The organism is Delftia sp. GW456-R20, assembly GCF_001622915.1.
GTDB classification, from domain to species: Bacteria; Pseudomonadota; Gammaproteobacteria; order Burkholderiales; family Burkholderiaceae_C; genus Comamonas; species Comamonas acidovorans.
Genome location: NZ_LWCN01000004.1, coordinates 3,604,666 through 3,619,149 on the forward strand (window position 1 = coordinate 3,604,666; position 14,484 = coordinate 3,619,149).

Annotated in this window: 12 protein-coding genes; 6 read left to right on the forward strand and 6 right to left on the reverse strand. The window is 69.4% G+C overall.

The window, feature by feature from the left end; translation table 11 throughout:
* From A4F85_RS21475 to A4F85_RS21485, 3 genes are read right to left on the reverse strand one after another with little or no spacing between them, the layout of a single operon-like run.
* Complete coding sequence (locus A4F85_RS21475) at positions 1-819, reverse strand: DUF2145 domain-containing protein (RefSeq protein WP_180318608.1); 819 nt, start codon at positions 817-819, stop codon at positions 1-3.
* 8 nt (positions 820-827) lie between these two features.
* The gene (locus A4F85_RS21480) at positions 828-1,298 is read right to left on the reverse strand and encodes a hypothetical protein (protein ID WP_013800299.1); all 471 of its coding nucleotides are present in this window, start codon (positions 1,296-1,298) and stop codon (positions 828-830) included.
* A gap of 37 nt (positions 1,299-1,335) precedes the next feature.
* Entirely contained in the window at positions 1,336-1,809 is a 474-nt protein-coding gene (locus A4F85_RS21485) for a YiaA/YiaB family inner membrane protein (RefSeq protein WP_012202471.1), read from the reverse strand.
* Between the two features lie 310 nt (positions 1,810-2,119).
* Between A4F85_RS21485 and A4F85_RS21490 the strand changes: the two genes are divergently transcribed.
* Complete coding sequence (locus tag A4F85_RS21490; RefSeq protein ID WP_063327669.1) at positions 2,120-3,304, forward strand: saccharopine dehydrogenase family protein; 1,185 nt, start codon at positions 2,120-2,122, stop codon at positions 3,302-3,304.
* On the opposite strand, the gene A4F85_RS21495 is transcribed toward A4F85_RS21490, so the two are convergent.
* Both A4F85_RS21495 and A4F85_RS21500 read right to left on the reverse strand, forming a co-directional pair.
* Positions 3,301-5,265, reverse strand: a complete 1,965-nt coding sequence (locus tag A4F85_RS21495) for an MFS transporter (RefSeq protein WP_063328052.1) — start codon at positions 5,263-5,265, stop codon at positions 3,301-3,303. The genes A4F85_RS21490 and A4F85_RS21495 overlap by 4 nt on opposite strands.
* 11 nt (positions 5,266-5,276) lie before the next feature.
* The gene (locus A4F85_RS21500; RefSeq protein ID WP_063327670.1) at positions 5,277-6,095 is read right to left on the reverse strand and encodes a hypothetical protein; all 819 of its coding nucleotides are present in this window, start codon (positions 6,093-6,095) and stop codon (positions 5,277-5,279) included.
* A 114-nt stretch (positions 6,096-6,209) separates the two neighbouring features.
* On the opposite strand from A4F85_RS21500, the gene A4F85_RS21505 reads away from it, so the two are divergent.
* The 5 genes from A4F85_RS21505 to A4F85_RS29825 all read left to right on the forward strand — a co-directional run bounded on the left by A4F85_RS21505 (position 6,210) and on the right by A4F85_RS29825 (position 11,407).
* Positions 6,210-6,950 carry a helix-turn-helix domain-containing protein gene (locus A4F85_RS21505; protein WP_012202467.1) on the forward strand — a complete coding sequence of 247 codons (741 nt, stop codon included), beginning with the start codon at positions 6,210-6,212 and terminating at the stop codon, positions 6,948-6,950.
* Between the two features lie 182 nt (positions 6,951-7,132).
* On the forward strand, positions 7,133-7,522 hold the full coding sequence (locus A4F85_RS21510; RefSeq protein WP_013800295.1) for a YXWGXW repeat-containing protein: 390 nt from the start codon (positions 7,133-7,135) through the stop codon (positions 7,520-7,522).
* 162 nt (positions 7,523-7,684) lie between these two features.
* Complete coding sequence (locus tag A4F85_RS21515) at positions 7,685-8,692, forward strand: Bug family tripartite tricarboxylate transporter substrate binding protein (RefSeq protein WP_034368821.1); 1,008 nt, start codon at positions 7,685-7,687, stop codon at positions 8,690-8,692.
* 65 nt (positions 8,693-8,757) lie between these two features.
* Positions 8,758-10,239, forward strand: coding sequence for a SidA/IucD/PvdA family monooxygenase (locus A4F85_RS21520; RefSeq protein WP_063327671.1), 1,482 nt, complete (start codon positions 8,758-8,760; stop codon positions 10,237-10,239).
* Positions 10,240-10,246: 7 nt separating this feature from the next.
* Positions 10,247-11,407, forward strand: coding sequence for a CMD domain-containing protein (locus tag A4F85_RS29825; protein ID WP_012202463.1), 1,161 nt, complete (start codon positions 10,247-10,249; stop codon positions 11,405-11,407).
* Positions 11,408-11,544: 137 nt separating this feature from the next.
* Here the strand turns inward: A4F85_RS29825 and A4F85_RS21530 are convergent, their stop codons facing one another.
* Positions 11,545-14,163, reverse strand: coding sequence for a PepSY domain-containing protein (locus tag A4F85_RS21530; protein ID WP_063327672.1), 2,619 nt, complete (start codon positions 14,161-14,163; stop codon positions 11,545-11,547).
* Positions 14,164-14,484 lie beyond the last annotated feature (321 nt).

Genomic DNA, 14,484 nt, shown 5'->3' on the forward strand with positions numbered 1-14,484 from the left:
TCAGGGCAGCACGCGCACCGGACCCGCCAGCTGGCTGCGCTGCAGCCACTGCGTCACCGACTCCACGGTCACGGTCTCTATGCGGCTGGCATAGCGCTTGTCGTTGGGATGGTCGTCGAAGGCGATGTTGGCAGCCGTCACGCGCCCGCCCAGCCGCGACAGGGCGCGGATGACCAGCACGCCGGGCTCGTAGCCCTTGAACTGCAGCCAGGCCTGGGCCTGCTCGCGCCGCTGCACCGTGGCCGGCTCCATGGCGGCGGCCAGGGTTTCGGTGGCCCACTGGTTGGACTGCTGGTAGCGCTGGCCCCAGGCATAGCTGACCATGCTGTAGGGCTCGTGCTGCAGGCGCAGCACGGTCTGGGGCTGGGTCAGAAAGGTCCACAGCGCCTGCTGCACGGCGGGCGTGGGCACCTGAACGCCGGCCTCGTAGCGCCACAGGTCGTCCAGGAAGAACTCGCCCAGGCCCTGGCGGTAGACATGGCCGCCGGCCGTGCCGCATTCGTTGAGCTTGTGCGCCACGCGCCAGGGGCCCTCGGGGGTCCTGTAGGCCCAGCCGTAGTGCGAGTAGTGCAGGTCGTACTTGCTCAGGTCCTGGCCCACGCGCGCCAGCAGCACGACACGGGTGCCGTTCTTCGCATATTCGGCATCCAGCGCCTGGGATGTGCGCTGGGCCAGGTCCAGCCCCTTTTGCAGGGATTGGGGGGTGAGGGGCTTGTCCTCGCAGCTGCGGCCTGCATGGGCCGTGCCCAGCGCGGCGGCCAGCAGCAGCACCAGGCAGGCGGAACGGGCCACCGGGGAAAGGGAAAGAGACGGTTTCATGGCGGGCATCACAGGCGTTCGTTGTGCAGCAGGGCCTTGCCCATCTCGTTGGGAATGAAGGCCAGCACCTTGCCGGCCGCCGAGATGACAACGCCTGCGCCGATCACGCTGCAGGTCAGCACCGTGCCCACGGCATAGGCCGAGGCGGAGGCGCCCCGCCCCACCACTTCCACGCTGGCCTGGGCGCCATCGGAGGCACGCTCGAGCAGATAGACCGTGCCCGTGGCCGAGGCCTGCACCGCCTTCACGGTCAGCACCGCGCCGCCCACCGACAGCGCGGCCGGCAAGGCCACCACGGCGCCAGCGGCCGTCGAAGCCACCGAAGCCGTGCCCACCACGGAGGCCACGGGCAGCATGGACAGCGCCACGGAGGCCTCGCTTTGCGCATGGGCAGGCGCCATGGCCAGGGCTGCGCACAGCGCACCAGCGGCCAGCAGGGCACGCGGCAGGCGCGCGAAAACGGATTGGTTGACCATCATTGCTTGGACTCCTGGAAATGCGGGGAAGGGGTGGACATCACTCGGCGTCGGCCGGTTGCGCGGCCTCGCGGCGGCCATGCATGCGGGCCTGCGCCAGGTCGGCCTCGTGGCGGTCACGCAGCATCTTGGCCAGCGTGAAGGCGGTGGTGATGAGATAGAGCCAGCTCACGCCCAGGAAGGCCTTGTAGGTCACGTTGATGTCCATGCTCACCAGCCCCCAGCCGGTCAGCGCCATGGACACGGCAAAACCGCCCCAGACCACCAGCTTCCACATGGGCGTGTCGCCTGCGCCGCTGCGGCCGCCCTCGTTGTCCCGCACGAACTTGGCCAGCACAAAGGCGGCCGAGAGGCAGAACACATAGCCCATCACCATGAAGGCCTGCTCCAGCTGCTCGCCGGGCAGCCATGCCAGGCCGATGGCGCACAGCGAGACCGCAATGCCGAACGACACCCACACCTGCAGTTGCCAGGCCCGGGTATCACGCTGAACGACGATGGGAGAAGAGGACATTTGCCGAGGTGCCCCTCAAGGGCATTGGTTGAACACGGGACGCATGGTGCCCAGACGTAACTTGCGTGTCTGCATTCAACCGTAACAGTGGCCAGACACAGGCCATCGAGTATCTTCAAACGGTACTTTTCAAGTTTTTGACTGTTGTTTACACCCCAAAAAGTTCCTGCATGTGACACCACCACACAGGACATGGGGCGCGGCACCTGGGCGACAGGAACCCTGCGGCGCGCCACAGACAATGCGCCCACCCCGGCTGCAGTGCAGCGGGCAATCGCACGTTCGCCACGCTGATTGATGGAGATCTCCCATGACCAAACCCTTTGACCTCGTCGTCCACGGCGCCACCGGCTTCACGGGCCGGCTGGTGGTGGAGTACCTGCTCAGGCGCTACCCCGCAGGCAGTGGCCTGCGCTGGGCCATGGGCGGGCGCAATGCCGCCAAGCTCGCGGCCGTGCGCGACGAGCTGGGCGCGCCCGCCGATACCCCGCTGGTGGTGACCGACACCGGCAATCCCGCAAGCCTGCAGGCGCTGATGGAGCAGACCCGCCTGGTGCTGACCACGGTGGGCCCCTACCAGCTCTACGGAAACGAACTCGTGGCCGCCTGCGCCAGCGCCGGCGTGGACTATGTGGACCTGTGCGGCGAGCCAGCGTGGATGCGCCAGATGATCGATGCCCACGAGGCCGCAGCCAAGGCCAGCGGCGCGCGCATCGTGTTCTCCTGCGGCTTCGATTCCATTCCCTTCGACCTGGGCGTGTTCATACTGCAGCGAGAGATGCAGGCCCGCTTCGGCCAGCCCGCCCAGCGCGTGCGGGGCCGGGTGCGCAAGATGAAGGGCACGTTCTCGGGCGGCACGGCGGCCAGCCTCAAGGCCACCATGGCGGCGGCCGCCGCCCAGCCGGGCGTGCTGGAGCTGCTGCGCAATCCGTTCTCGCTCACGCCGGGCTTCGAAGGCCCGCGCCAGCCGTCCGGCAGCAAGCCCATGGTGGACGAGGTGCTGGGCCTGTGGGTGGCGCCCTTCGTGATGGCGGCCATCAACACGCGCAACGTGCACCGCTCCAACTTTCTGCTGGGCCATGCCTATGGCGCCGACTTTGTCTACGACGAGATGATGGTCACAGGCGCGGGCGAAAAGGGCGAGGCCCTGGCCAACGCCGTGGCGGCCGACAAGTCGCTGGGCGCGGACGACGGCCCCAAGCCTGGCGAGGGGCCGTCGCGCGAAGAGCGTGAATCGGGCTTCTACGACGTGCTGTTCATCGGCACCGACACGGCCGGCCACAGCCTGCGCGTGGGCGTCAAGGGCGACCGCGATCCGGGCTACGGCTCCACGTCCAAGATGATCACCGAGGCAGCCGTCTGCCTGCTGCAGGACGCCCCGGACACGCCCGGCGGCATCTGGACCACGGCGCCTGCCATGGGCAACGCGCTCATCGCCAGGCTCAAGGCCAATGCCGGCCTGAGCTTCACGGTGGAGGAACAGAACCCCTCTTAGGCCGCCAGCAGCCGCTGCACGCGCTCGCGCAGCAGCGCGGGCTGCACCTCGGACTGGGCCATGGGCTGGCCCACGTTCAGGCCCACGCGGTTGAACAGGCCACGGCGGAAGGGCCGCACCATGGCGCCGCCCTGCTCGAAGCGGCTGAAGTACGAGCCCCAGAGATTGGTCAGCGCCATGGGGACCACGGGCACCTGCAGGCCATCGGCCTGGGCGCGCTCGATGATCTTCATGATGCCGCCACGGAACTCCTGCAGTTGCCCGTCGCGCGTGATGCCGCCCTCGGGGAAGATGGCCAGCAGATCACCCTCGCGCAGCACCTGGGCGGCGCGCTCGAAGGCTGCCTCGTAGGTGGCGGGGTCTTCCTTCTGGGGCGCGACGGGGATGGCCTTGGCCAGGCGGAACAGCCAGCCCAGCACGGGCACGCGGAAGATGCGGTAGTCCATCAGGAAGTAGATGGGCCGGGGGCTGGCGGCCATGAGCAGCACGGCATCGACAAAGCTCACATGGTTGCAGGCCAGGATGGCCGCGCCGGTGGCCGGAATGTGCTCGTCGCCCTGCACCTTGAAGCGGTACACGAAGCGCGAGGCCACCCAGGCCACGAAGCGCAGCAGGTACTCGGGCACCAGCAAGAAGATGTAGGCCGCCACCACGGCATTGGCAATGCCCGTGATCAGGAACACCTGGGGAATGCTGAAGCCCGCCGCCAGCAGCGCGCCGGCCAGCACGCTGGAGGCGATCATGAACAGCGCGTTGAGGATGTTGTTGGCCGCGATGATCCGCGCGCGGTGCGTGGGCTGGCTGCGCATCTGGATCAGCGCGTACATGGGCACGCTGTAGATGCCGGCCGACAGGGCCAGCATGCCCAGGTCGGCCATCACACGCCAGTGCGCGGGCTGGGCAAAGAAGGCACCCACGCCCATCAGCTCGGAAGCCGGCAGCGCGCGCGAGGCAAAGAACAGGTCCACGGCGAACACGCTCATGCCGATGGCGCCCAGCGGCACCAGGCCGATCTCCACATGGCGGCGGCTGAACACCTCGCACAGCAGCGAGCCCGTGCCAATGCCCACCGAGAACACCACCAGCAGCAGCGAGGCCACATGCTCGTCGCCATGCAGCACCTCCTTGGCAAAGCTGGGGAACTGGGCCAGGAACACGGCGCCGAAGAACCACATCCAGCTGATGCCCAGCAGCGAGCGGAACACGGCGGGCTGCTCGCGGGCCAGCTGCAGGTTGCGCCAGGTCTCGGTGAAGGGGTTCCAGTTGATGACCAGGTGCGGGTCGGTGGCCGGTGCATTGGGGATGAACTGCGCAAAGATCCGCCCGATCACCGCCAGCGCCAGGCAGGCCACGGCCACCTGCATATGGCCCACCTCGGGCACGGCCACCAGCAGACCGCCTGCCACGTTGCCCAGCAGGATGGCCACGAAGGTGCCCATCTCCACCATGCCGTTGCCGCCCGTCAGCTCGCGCTCGCTGAGCACCTGGGGCAGGTAGGCGAATTTCACGGGGCCGAACAGCGTGGAGTGCAGGCCCATCAGGAAGACGCAGCCCAGCAGCAGCGGCACATTGGCCTGGATGAAGCCCCAGGCGGCCAGCGCCATGATGGCGATCTCCAGGTTCTTGACCAGGCGGAACATGCGGGTCTTGTCCCACTTGTCCGTCAGCTGGCCCGAGGTGGCCGAGAACAGCAGGAACGGCAGGATGAACAGCGCCCCGATCACCAGCCCCGCCATGGCCGAAGGCAGCCAGGAGACGCTGAGCTGATAGGTCACCATCACGGTGAGCGCGAACTTGAACAGGTTGTCGTTGGCCGCCCCCGAGAACTGCGTCCAGAAGAACGGCGCAAAACGCCGCTGGCCCAGCAGGGCGAACTGGTTGGGGTGCTCGTGCGCGGCCGATGGCACGGCGCCGGCCGTTGCGGTGGGGGCAGACGGGCTGCCGGTCTCTTGCTGGAACATCTTGTCTTCCCTCAACGGTTGGTGGCGCCGCCGTGGCCGCACGCATCGGCGCACATTGTGCCCGTACTGGTCATGCGCGCCGTGCCGGCCGCACGCAGCGCGGCGATCACGGGCAGGGCGGCGGCCGCCGCCACCACATGCTTGAGGCTGTGGCCGGACACCAGCCCGGCCGTGGCCTCGAAGACGGCCGCATCGCCCCACTCCAGCAGCTTGGCCGCGCCATACCAGGCGATCACCAGGCGCAGCGCCAGCGCGCCATGGCGCGGCGCCACGCAGGCCAGGCCCAGCACCGCCAGCATGCCGCCGCCCTGCACCAGCGCCCAGGGCAGCAGGTTGCCGCCGTGCAGCCAGACCAGCACCGATGCCACGGCGGCGACCAGCATGGCCACCGCGGCGCGCACGGCCACGCGGTCGGCAATGCGCGATTGCAGCGCCAGCCCCAGCATGCCGGCAAAGGCCATGGACATGCCCAGCCGGTCGCCGGCCAGGGTGGCATCGTGGGGTGCCCAGTGGTAGACGGACGAGCCTATGGCCGAACACGCCAGCCCCGTGAAGAACAGCGCGGCCAGCCAGCGCAGGGCCGGCGCCAGCGCCTGGCTACGCCGGTCCAGCAGCAGGCGCGCGCCCGCCACGGCGGCCCAGGCAAAGCCCAGGTTGCTGAGCACATCCAGCGCATGGGGCAGCGCCCCCCAGGCGCGCTGATCGGCAAACGCGTGAAAGTCCTGCGGCTGCGGCACGGCGGGGCCAAGCCAGGCGGCCAGCAGCAGCAGGGCAGCGCCCCAGTACAGCGCGCGCAGGGCGGCGGCCGGTGAAATCGATACGGATGGCATGTGTTGCTCCTCGTGAAAAGTGAGGCGGAGTGTGGCGAGCCATCGGCCTTTTCAGCATCGTTTTTCTGCACCCGCCGCGCAAACCAGCACCTCGGGTATCGATAATCGCTACCCATGAGCACCACTGCCGACCTCGTCATCGCCCTCAAGAAGGAACTCAAGGCCGCCCAGATGACCTATGCCGACCTGGCGCGCGCCCTGGGCATGGCCGAGTCCAGCGTCAAGCGCATGCTGGCCAAGGGCGACATGCCGCTGTCGCGCATCGATGCCATCTGCCGCGCGCTGAGCCTGGACTTCGCCGACCTGGCGCGCCGCGTGGCCGACAGCCAGCCGCTGCTGCAGGAGATGACGCCCGAGCAGGAGAACGCCGTGGTCGCCGACCGCAAGCTGCTGCTGATGGCCATCTGCGTGCTCAGCCAGTGGACGCTGGAGCAGATCGTGGCCACCTACCGCATGACCGAAGCCGAAGGCATCCGCTACCTGGCCCAGCTGGACCGCATCGGCATCATTGAGCTGCGCCCCGGCAACCGCTACCGGCTGCGCCTGGCCAAGACCTTCCGCTGGCGCGCGCGCGGGCCGGTGATGGAGTACTTCCGCGAGAACGCCGTGCTCGACTACTTCGGCGGCGGCTTCGACCAGCCGGGCGAAGGCATGCTGATGGTGCACGGCTCCATCGGCCGGCATCTGGCGCCCAGCTTCGTGGAACGCATACAGCGGCTGGCCCATGACTTTTCCCAGCAGCACCTGCAGGACCAGCGCCTGCCGCCGGGCCAGCGCGAGGGCTACACCCTGGTGCTGGCCATGCGCAGCTGGGAATTCACGGCGTTCACGGCGCTCCGAAGAGGCACTGTCTGACGGCGGCAGCAGGACGGCAGCCCGCGCTGCAGCGCCTGGCAACAAGGCTTCACCAAGGCGATACACAAGATTGCAAGACTTCGCGGCGCGGCAACCCGGGATTGACGATGGACCTGCACCATGCAGTCATGGATTCCTTTCACCAGGACTCCAGCCCGATGAACCAAGGACAAGGAGCCGCCATGATTTCCCTTCGCACACCGCTGATCGCCGCCACCCTGGCCCTGGCCGGATGGGCCGGCACCGCGCAGGCCCAGGCCAACGTGACCTATGCGGCGCCGGGCGCCGCCATCTCGGTCCAGTTCGGCGCGCCGCCTCCCATGCGCTACGAGGCGGTTCCTGCACCGCGCCGCGGCTACGTCTGGGCACCCGGCTACTGGCGCCCGCAGGGCCACCGCCATGCGTGGGTGGCCGGCCACTGGGTCAAGGCGCGTCCCGGCTATGTGTACCGCCAGCCCGTGTGGTCGCAGCAGGGTGGCCGCTGGGGCTACGCACCCGGCCGCTGGGACCGTGACCGCGACGGCGTGCCGGACCGCCATGACCGCCGCCCCAACAACCCCTACCGCCATTGATGGGCGCTTGCGCCCGGCATGAAGCCCGCCCCATCGGCGGGCTTTTTGCTGAGCGCTGCGGCCATGCCCACACTGGCTTCATACCAACATATGCATATAAAAGTGGCTCATTAAGTTCTCAGGAAAATATGGGAATTGATTCACCGGATTTCCCTGCACACCATGCGCCCCTCGTTTTTCCGCTCCTGGATTCCCGCCGCCGCCGCGGCCCTGGCCGTCTTCGGCTCCACCGCAGCGGTGGCAGCCGATTCGGCGGCTTCGTGGCCGCACCAGCCCGTGACCATGATCCTGGGCTTCCCGGCAGGCTCGGGCGTGGACGTGATCGCGCGCGGCGTGCAGGAGCCGCTGTCCCAGCGCCTGGGCCAGCCGCTGATCATTGACTACAAGTCGGGTGCGGCCGGCAACATCGCCAGCGAGATCGTGGCGCGCGCCAAGCCGGACGGCTACACGCTGGCCTTCGGCACGGCCGCCACGCACGGCAGCAATGCCGCGCTGTACAAGAAGCTGCCCTTCGACGTGGAAACCGACTTCGTGCCGGTGGCGCCGCTGATCGATGTGTCCAACGTGCTGACCATCAATCCCAACGTGATCAACGTCAAGAACCTCAAGGAGTTTGTGGACGAGATCAAGGCCAACCCCGGCAAGTACAACTACGCCTCCACGGGCAACGGCGCAGGCACGCACATGGCCTTTGCCGAGTTCAATGCGCGCCTGGGCCTGAACATGGTCCACGTGCCCTACAAGGGCGGCCCCGAGGCCATCACCTCGGTGCTGCGCGGCGAGACCTGCTGCATCATGAACCAGGTCCAGACCGTGCTGCCCCACTACAAGAGCGGCAAGGTGCGCCTGCTGGGCGTGACCACGGCCAAGCCCGTGGAAGTCATCAAGGAAGTGCCCACCATCGCCTCCAGCGGCCTGACGGGCACCAAGGGCTTCGACAGCTCGATCTGGTTCGGCATCTTCGCGCCCAAGGGCACGGACCCGGCCATCGTGGCCAAGCTCAGCCAGGCCGTGCGCGAGGTGCTGGAGCTGCCCGAGGTGCGTGCGCGCTTCGAGTCCCAGGGCAATGCCATCCGCATCGAAACGCCCGAGCAGTTCAAGAAAACCGTGCACAACGACCGCCTGAAGTGGGCACAGGTGGTCAAAGACGCGAAAATCAGCATCGATTGATGCCGCGCGCGCCCGCAGGCCCTGCCCCGCTGGCGCGCCTTTCCTCGTGAGTTCCTGGTGAGTCTATGTCCCTGACCGAACCGGCAGCCCCGGCCCCTGCGGGCCTGGCTGCCCTTGAAGAACGCCTGCGCGACGACCTCGTCGCCCTGGGCTGGCCTGCCAAGGCCTGGATTCCTCCCTCCACCCGCGACGGCCAGCCCGTGCACGATGTCCTGGTCATCGGCGCCGGCCAGGCCGGCCTGGCCCTGTCGGCCGCGCTGTCCCAGCTGGGCATCGCGGCCGTTTTGCTGGACAAGGCCCCGCTGGACTTCGAAGGCCCCTGGGCCACGACGGCGCGCATGGAAACCCTGCGCTCGCCCAAGGAGCTGACCGGCCCCGCGCTGGGCCTGCCCTCGCTGACCTTCCGCGCCTGGTTCATCGCCCAATGGGGCCGCGAAGCCTGGGCCGCGCTGGACAAGATCCCGCGCCTGCAGTGGATGGACTACCTGCGCTGGTACCGCCGCGTGATGCGCTGCGACGTGCGCAACGGCCACCAGGTCACGGCCATCCGCCCGCAGGCCGACGGCACGGTCGAGGTCGATGTGACGGCCGATGGAGCCTCGCGCACCTGGCTGGCGCGCCGCGTGGTGCTGGCCACGGGCCGCGACGGCCTGGGCGGCCCGCAGATCCCCGCCTTCATGCAGGGCGTGGACCGCAGCCGCTGGGCGCACTCCTCCGACGTGCTCGACTACCGCCGCCTGGCAGGCCTGCACGTGGGCGTGGTGGGCGCGGGCTCGTCGGCCATGGACAGCGCAGCCACCGCGCTGGAGAACGGCGCCGCCAGCGTGGACCTGCTGGTGCGCCGCAGCGACCTGCCGCGCATCAACAAATCCAAGGGCTCGGGCACGCCCGGCCTCACGCACGGCCAGTTCCTGCTGCCCGACGCCTGGAAATGGCGCATACGCCACTACATCAACGTGCAGCAGGTGCCACCTCCGCACGGCAGCACGCTGCGCGTCTCGCGCCATGCCAACGCCCACTTCAACCTGGGCTGCGCCGTGCAGAAGGTGGAGCAGGACGGAGACCGGCTGCGCGTGGACACGCCGCGCGGCGTGTTCGTGCTGGACTTCCTGATCGTCTCCACCGGCTTTGCCATCGACTGGCGCCAGCGCCCCGAGTTCGCCGACCTGGCGCCCCATGTGCGCATCTGGAGCGACCGCTTCGTGCCCGAGGCGGGTGCTGAGGACCAGGAACTGTCGGACTCGCCCGACCTGGGCCCGCTGTTCGAGTTCCAGGAAAAGACGCCCGGCGCCCTGCCCGGCCTGGACCATGTGCACTGCTTTTGCTATCCGGCCGCGCTGTCGCACGGCACGGTGTCGGGCGATATCCCCGCCATCAGCGACGGCGCGCGCAAGCTGGCCCAGGGCCTGGCCTCGCTGTTCTACCGCGAGGACCTGGAACACCACTACGCCCAGCTGCAGTCCTATTCCGAGCCCGAGCTCGACGGCAGCGAATGGACGCCCGCCGACCCCGAAGCCCGCGTGCGGGCCCTGGCAGACAAGACCTGAGATACCCATGACCACCGCCAACGACACCATCGACCGCCTGGCCGGCCTGACCGACCAGTCCCCCGTTTTCGCCACGCGCCGCCAGCGCGACAAGGTGGCCATTGCCACCCAGGCCTGCGAGGACCTGCTGCTGGGCGACGGCCTGGCCGACAGCCTGTCGCGCGCCGAGCGCCTGGTGCTGGCCAGCGAGCAATGCCGCGTCAGCGGCGTGCAGGCCCTGGCCGATGAATACCGCCAGCGTGCCGAATCCCTGGGCGATGCCCTGACGCCCGCGCTGCGCACCGTGCTGGCCCAGCCCGGCGCCCAGACCGGCAATGCGCGCCTGGATGCGGCCCTGCACTTTGTGCGCACCCTGGCCCTGCACCCGGCCGAGAGCGACCGCGCCGCCCTGCTGGCCATGCCCGAGTCCGGCCTGTCCATCGACGACACCGTGCTGGTGGCCCAGCTGGTGGGCTTCATCGCCTACCAATTGCGCCTGTTCGCGGGCGTGCAAGCCATGGACGCGCTGGGCGGCCAGGCCAGCGCACCGGCTGCCGAAGCCGCCGCCGCACCCTTCGTGCACCCCGCCAACCTGCCGCCACCGGGCGAGCCGCTGCGCCGCAACGGCTACACCAGCGAAACGCTGGACTGGACGTCCTGGCTGCCCGTGCTCGACCCCGCCACGGCCACGGCCGAGCAGCAGGCCGTGCTGGACCTGAGCCACCCCAAGGCGCGCACGTCGGACTTCTACCTGCTGCTGGCCCGCCAGCCGCGCGTGCTGTCGGAGCGCTCGCAGGCCTTCAACGCCATCATGTACGCGCCCGGCGGCCTGTCGCGCGCCGAGCGCGAGGTGGCGGCCACGGCCGTCTCGCGCTCCAACGGCTGCGTGTACTGCGCATCGGTCCACGCCCAGCGCTTCGAGCAGCTGGCCAAGCGCAACGATGTCATGGCCCAGATGTTCGACGACCCGGACACGGCCGGCACCAATGCGCGCGAACGCGCCATCATCCAGTCCTCGCTGGCGCTGACGCGCGCGCCGGGCAGCTTTGGCGCAGCCCAGCTGCAGCCGCTGCGCGATGCCGGCCTCACGGACCAGGAAATCCTGGACATGCTGCATTCGGCCGCGCTGTTCGGCTGGGCGAACCGGTTGATGCTCAATCTCGGCAAGGAGAGGTACATCACCCCCTGAGGCGCTTACGCGCCTTCCCCCTCTCTCGCTACGCGGGAGGGGGACGACACCCTCGCGGCGGGGCGGCCCTTGCTCGGTGTCCCTGACTTGGGCCGCGCCAGTTTCATGCGCTGTGCATTAAGACGCGGCGCTTCACTTCAGTACACATCCCTGCGGTAACGGCCTTCGACGATCAGGTCTTCGACGGCGGTAGCGCCCAGGATGTCGGCCAGCGCGGCATCGACGCCTGCGGCCATGCCGTCGGCGCTGCCGCAGACGTAGAGCACGGCGCCGTCGGCGATCCAGTCGCGCAGGGCGTCGGCGGCTTCGCGCAGGGCGTCCTGCACGTAGCGGCGCCGGGCCTGGTCGCGGGAGTAGATGAAGTCGGCGCGCTGCAGCTTGCCTGCGGCCAGCCAGCCGGAGACCTCGGCCTCGCAGTACCCGTCATGGGCCCGCTGGCGTTCGCCGAACAGCAGCCAGTTGCGGTGGCGGCCTGCGTGCATGCGCGCCAGCAGGTGGCCGCGCAGGCCGGCATAGCCGGAGCCGTTGCCGATGAAGATAGCCGGAGCATCGGGCTCGGCATCTGCCTCTTCACGCGGCTCGAAGGCGCGGTTTTCCACCAGTCTCATGGCCACGGATGTGCCCTGGGCCGCATGCGCCGTCAGCCAGCCCGACGCCACGCCCAGGCCGCCGTCATGGCGGGCCTGGCGCACCAGCAGCCGCACATGGCCGTCCTGCGGCAGCGAGGCGACCGAGTAGCTGCGCGGCAGCAGCGGCCGCAGTGCATCGGCCACGGCCTGGGGCGCGGTGCCGGGGGCGATGTCGCCCGGGGCCGGCAGCACGCTGGCGGCCAACGCCTCACCCAGCGTGCAGGTCTGCTGGCGCCATTGCACGGGGGCCGAACCGTCACATTCCTGGGCGGCCAGCCAGGCCTGCACGGTGGCTGCGCCATGGCGTGGCAGCACCTCGGCCAGCGCACCAGCCCGCCACAGCGGGGCCACGCCTTCGGGCGGCGACAGTTCCAGCACGTAGAGACCGGCGCCCTGGCTGCCCGCATTGCACAGGCTGCGCGCCTGCAGCGGCCATGCGGCAAAGGCCGTGGCATCGGCCAGCGGGCCTGCAGCAGACGCAGGCAGCGCATCCGATGCAGGCGGCATGGCCCCGAAATGTCCGGCCAGCGCCTGCTGCCAGGCATTCCAGGCCTGGGGTTCCTCGCCATCCATCTCGATCAGCGGAAACACGGGCTGCGCGCCCAGGCGGCGCAGTTGGTGGTCCAGCGCATGGCCAAAGCCGCAGAAGGCCGCGTACTGCCGGTCACCCAACGCCAGCAGGCCATATTGCAGGTGCGGCAGGGCCGAGCCCGAGGCCGCGCCCAGCAGGCGCGCAAAGCGGCGCGCGGCATCGGGCGGGTCACCTTCGCCGAAGGTGCTGGCCACGAAGAGCACGCGCCGGTGGTGGCGCATTTGCTCGGCATCCAGCGCCGCCACGGACTGCAGGCTGGCCGCCATGCCTGCGCCGCGCAGCGCGGCCACGGTGGCCACGGCCAGGCGCTCGGCGCGGCCGGCCTGGCTTGCGAAGGCGACCAGCACGGTGTCCTGGCCCGCAGGGGCGGACGGTGGCGGGTCCGCCATCAGCGCCTGGCGCTCCTTGGCCAGGGCGCGCGCCTTGCGCCGGCGGTCCAGGTAGAGCATCCAGCCCGTGATGGCGAACAGGGGCATGATCAGCGAGGCCAGCGTCATGAAGATGCGCCCCGGCATGCCGAAATAGGTGCCCATGTGCAGCGGGTAGATGGCGCCCACGGCGCGGCGGCCCGTGGGCAGGTCGGCATAGCGCTCGTCGCGCTGCACGGCGCCGTCGGGCAGCAGGACCATCTGGTTGCGCGCGCGCTCATGGGCGGCATCGGCATCCAGCCAGCTGATCTGCAGGGGCTGGCCCGCGCGCTCGGGCAGGCGCAGCTGGGCGAACTGCCAGCCATGGGCGATGCGCTCGAAGGCGGCCCAGCCGGGCGCGATGTCGATGGGCTGCTGCGCGCCAGCCGGCTCAGGCCGGCCGCCACCGGGTTTCGAGGACGGCGCCGCGGGAGCGGCCACGCGCGGCGGCACGCCGGCCCAGCCATCCACCGTGCTGCGCACTACGCCAAAGGCCCAGTACATGCCGGTGCAGGTGAACACCACATAAGCCACCAGGGCCCAGGTGCCCGCCACCGAGTGCAGGCCCCAGAGGAAGGAGCGGCCCTTGAGCGCCGGATCGAAGGTCAGCCAGGTGCGCCATGACAGCGGCCGGCGCGGCCAGCGCAGGTACAGGCCCGACAGCGACAGCATCAGCAGCAGGCCGGCCAGCGTGCCGGTGATGGGCTTGCCGTCATCGCGCGACAGCAGCAGCCAGCGGTGCAGGCGCTCCACCCATTCGAAAAACTCCGTGCCGTGCTGCTCAGGCAGCTGCGCGCCCGTGTAGGGATCGACAAAGACCGTCTGGCCCCGGCGCTGGCCGGCCGGCGGCTTGAAGGCCACCTGGGCCGAGCGGCCGGGCTCGGCAAAGACGGTGATGCGCTGGACCACGCGCTGCTCACCGGCCTCGTGCAGCGCCTGCGCAATCTGCGGCGGCGCCAGCGGCGCGGCATCGCGCGCGGGCACGGAGGCAGTGCCGGGATTCATCCATCCCAGGATTTCCTCGTGGAACGAGAACACCGCGCCCGACAGCCCGATGACGATGAGCACCGTACCGGCCGTAATGCCGACGAACCAGTGCAACTGGAACCAGATTTTCTTGAAAGTCATGGGAAGCAGGCGAGCAGGCGACGTCGGTCGGAAATCCATTGCGGTGCGCAACGGAACATCAGGACAGAACGGTGCATGGAAGGCAGGCGGGCAGAGATGAAAGTGCGCGGCACCTGTGCATCGGCCCCGGGCGGCGTTGGCCGGGACTTGTCGACGGAAGGCGCCAATCAGCGGGAAATTCTAAATTGTTCTCATTTACGGCGTGTTGCACGCGCGATAGGCCCGCAAAGCGGCCTGGGGTTTCGGGCAGGCTTGAGCCGCCGGGATGCAGTGCCTGCGCCCAATGGAAATCGCCTGCCGAAACAGGTTCGGCAGGCGATG

Bases quoted from the DNA above. Each gene is read 5' to 3' on its own strand.
- A4F85_RS21475 (WP_180318608.1), bottom strand. From the start codon at position 819: ATGAAACCGTCTCTTTCCCTTTCCCCGGTGGCCCGTTCCGCCTGCCTG.
- A4F85_RS21500 (WP_063327670.1), bottom strand. From the start codon at position 6,095: ATGCCATCCGTATCGATTTCACCGGCCGCCGCCCTGCGCGCGCTGTAC.
- A4F85_RS29825 (WP_012202463.1), top strand. From the start codon at position 10,247: ATGACCACCGCCAACGACACCATCGACCGCCTGGCCGGCCTGACCGAC.
- A4F85_RS21515 (WP_034368821.1), top strand. From the start codon at position 7,685: ATGCGCCCCTCGTTTTTCCGCTCCTGGATTCCCGCCGCCGCCGCGGCC.
- A4F85_RS21485 (WP_012202471.1), bottom strand. From the start codon at position 1,809: ATGTCCTCTTCTCCCATCGTCGTTCAGCGTGATACCCGGGCCTGGCAA.
- A4F85_RS21490 (WP_063327669.1), top strand. From the start codon at position 2,120: ATGACCAAACCCTTTGACCTCGTCGTCCACGGCGCCACCGGCTTCACG.
- A4F85_RS21520 (WP_063327671.1), top strand. From the start codon at position 8,758: ATGTCCCTGACCGAACCGGCAGCCCCGGCCCCTGCGGGCCTGGCTGCC.
- A4F85_RS21480 (WP_013800299.1), bottom strand. From the start codon at position 1,298: ATGATGGTCAACCAATCCGTTTTCGCGCGCCTGCCGCGTGCCCTGCTG.
- A4F85_RS21495 (WP_063328052.1), bottom strand. From the start codon at position 5,265: ATGTTCCAGCAAGAGACCGGCAGCCCGTCTGCCCCCACCGCAACGGCC.
- A4F85_RS21530 (WP_063327672.1), bottom strand. From the start codon at position 14,163: ATGACTTTCAAGAAAATCTGGTTCCAGTTGCACTGGTTCGTCGGCATT.
- A4F85_RS21505 (WP_012202467.1), top strand. From the start codon at position 6,210: ATGAGCACCACTGCCGACCTCGTCATCGCCCTCAAGAAGGAACTCAAG.
- A4F85_RS21510 (WP_013800295.1), top strand. From the start codon at position 7,133: ATGATTTCCCTTCGCACACCGCTGATCGCCGCCACCCTGGCCCTGGCC.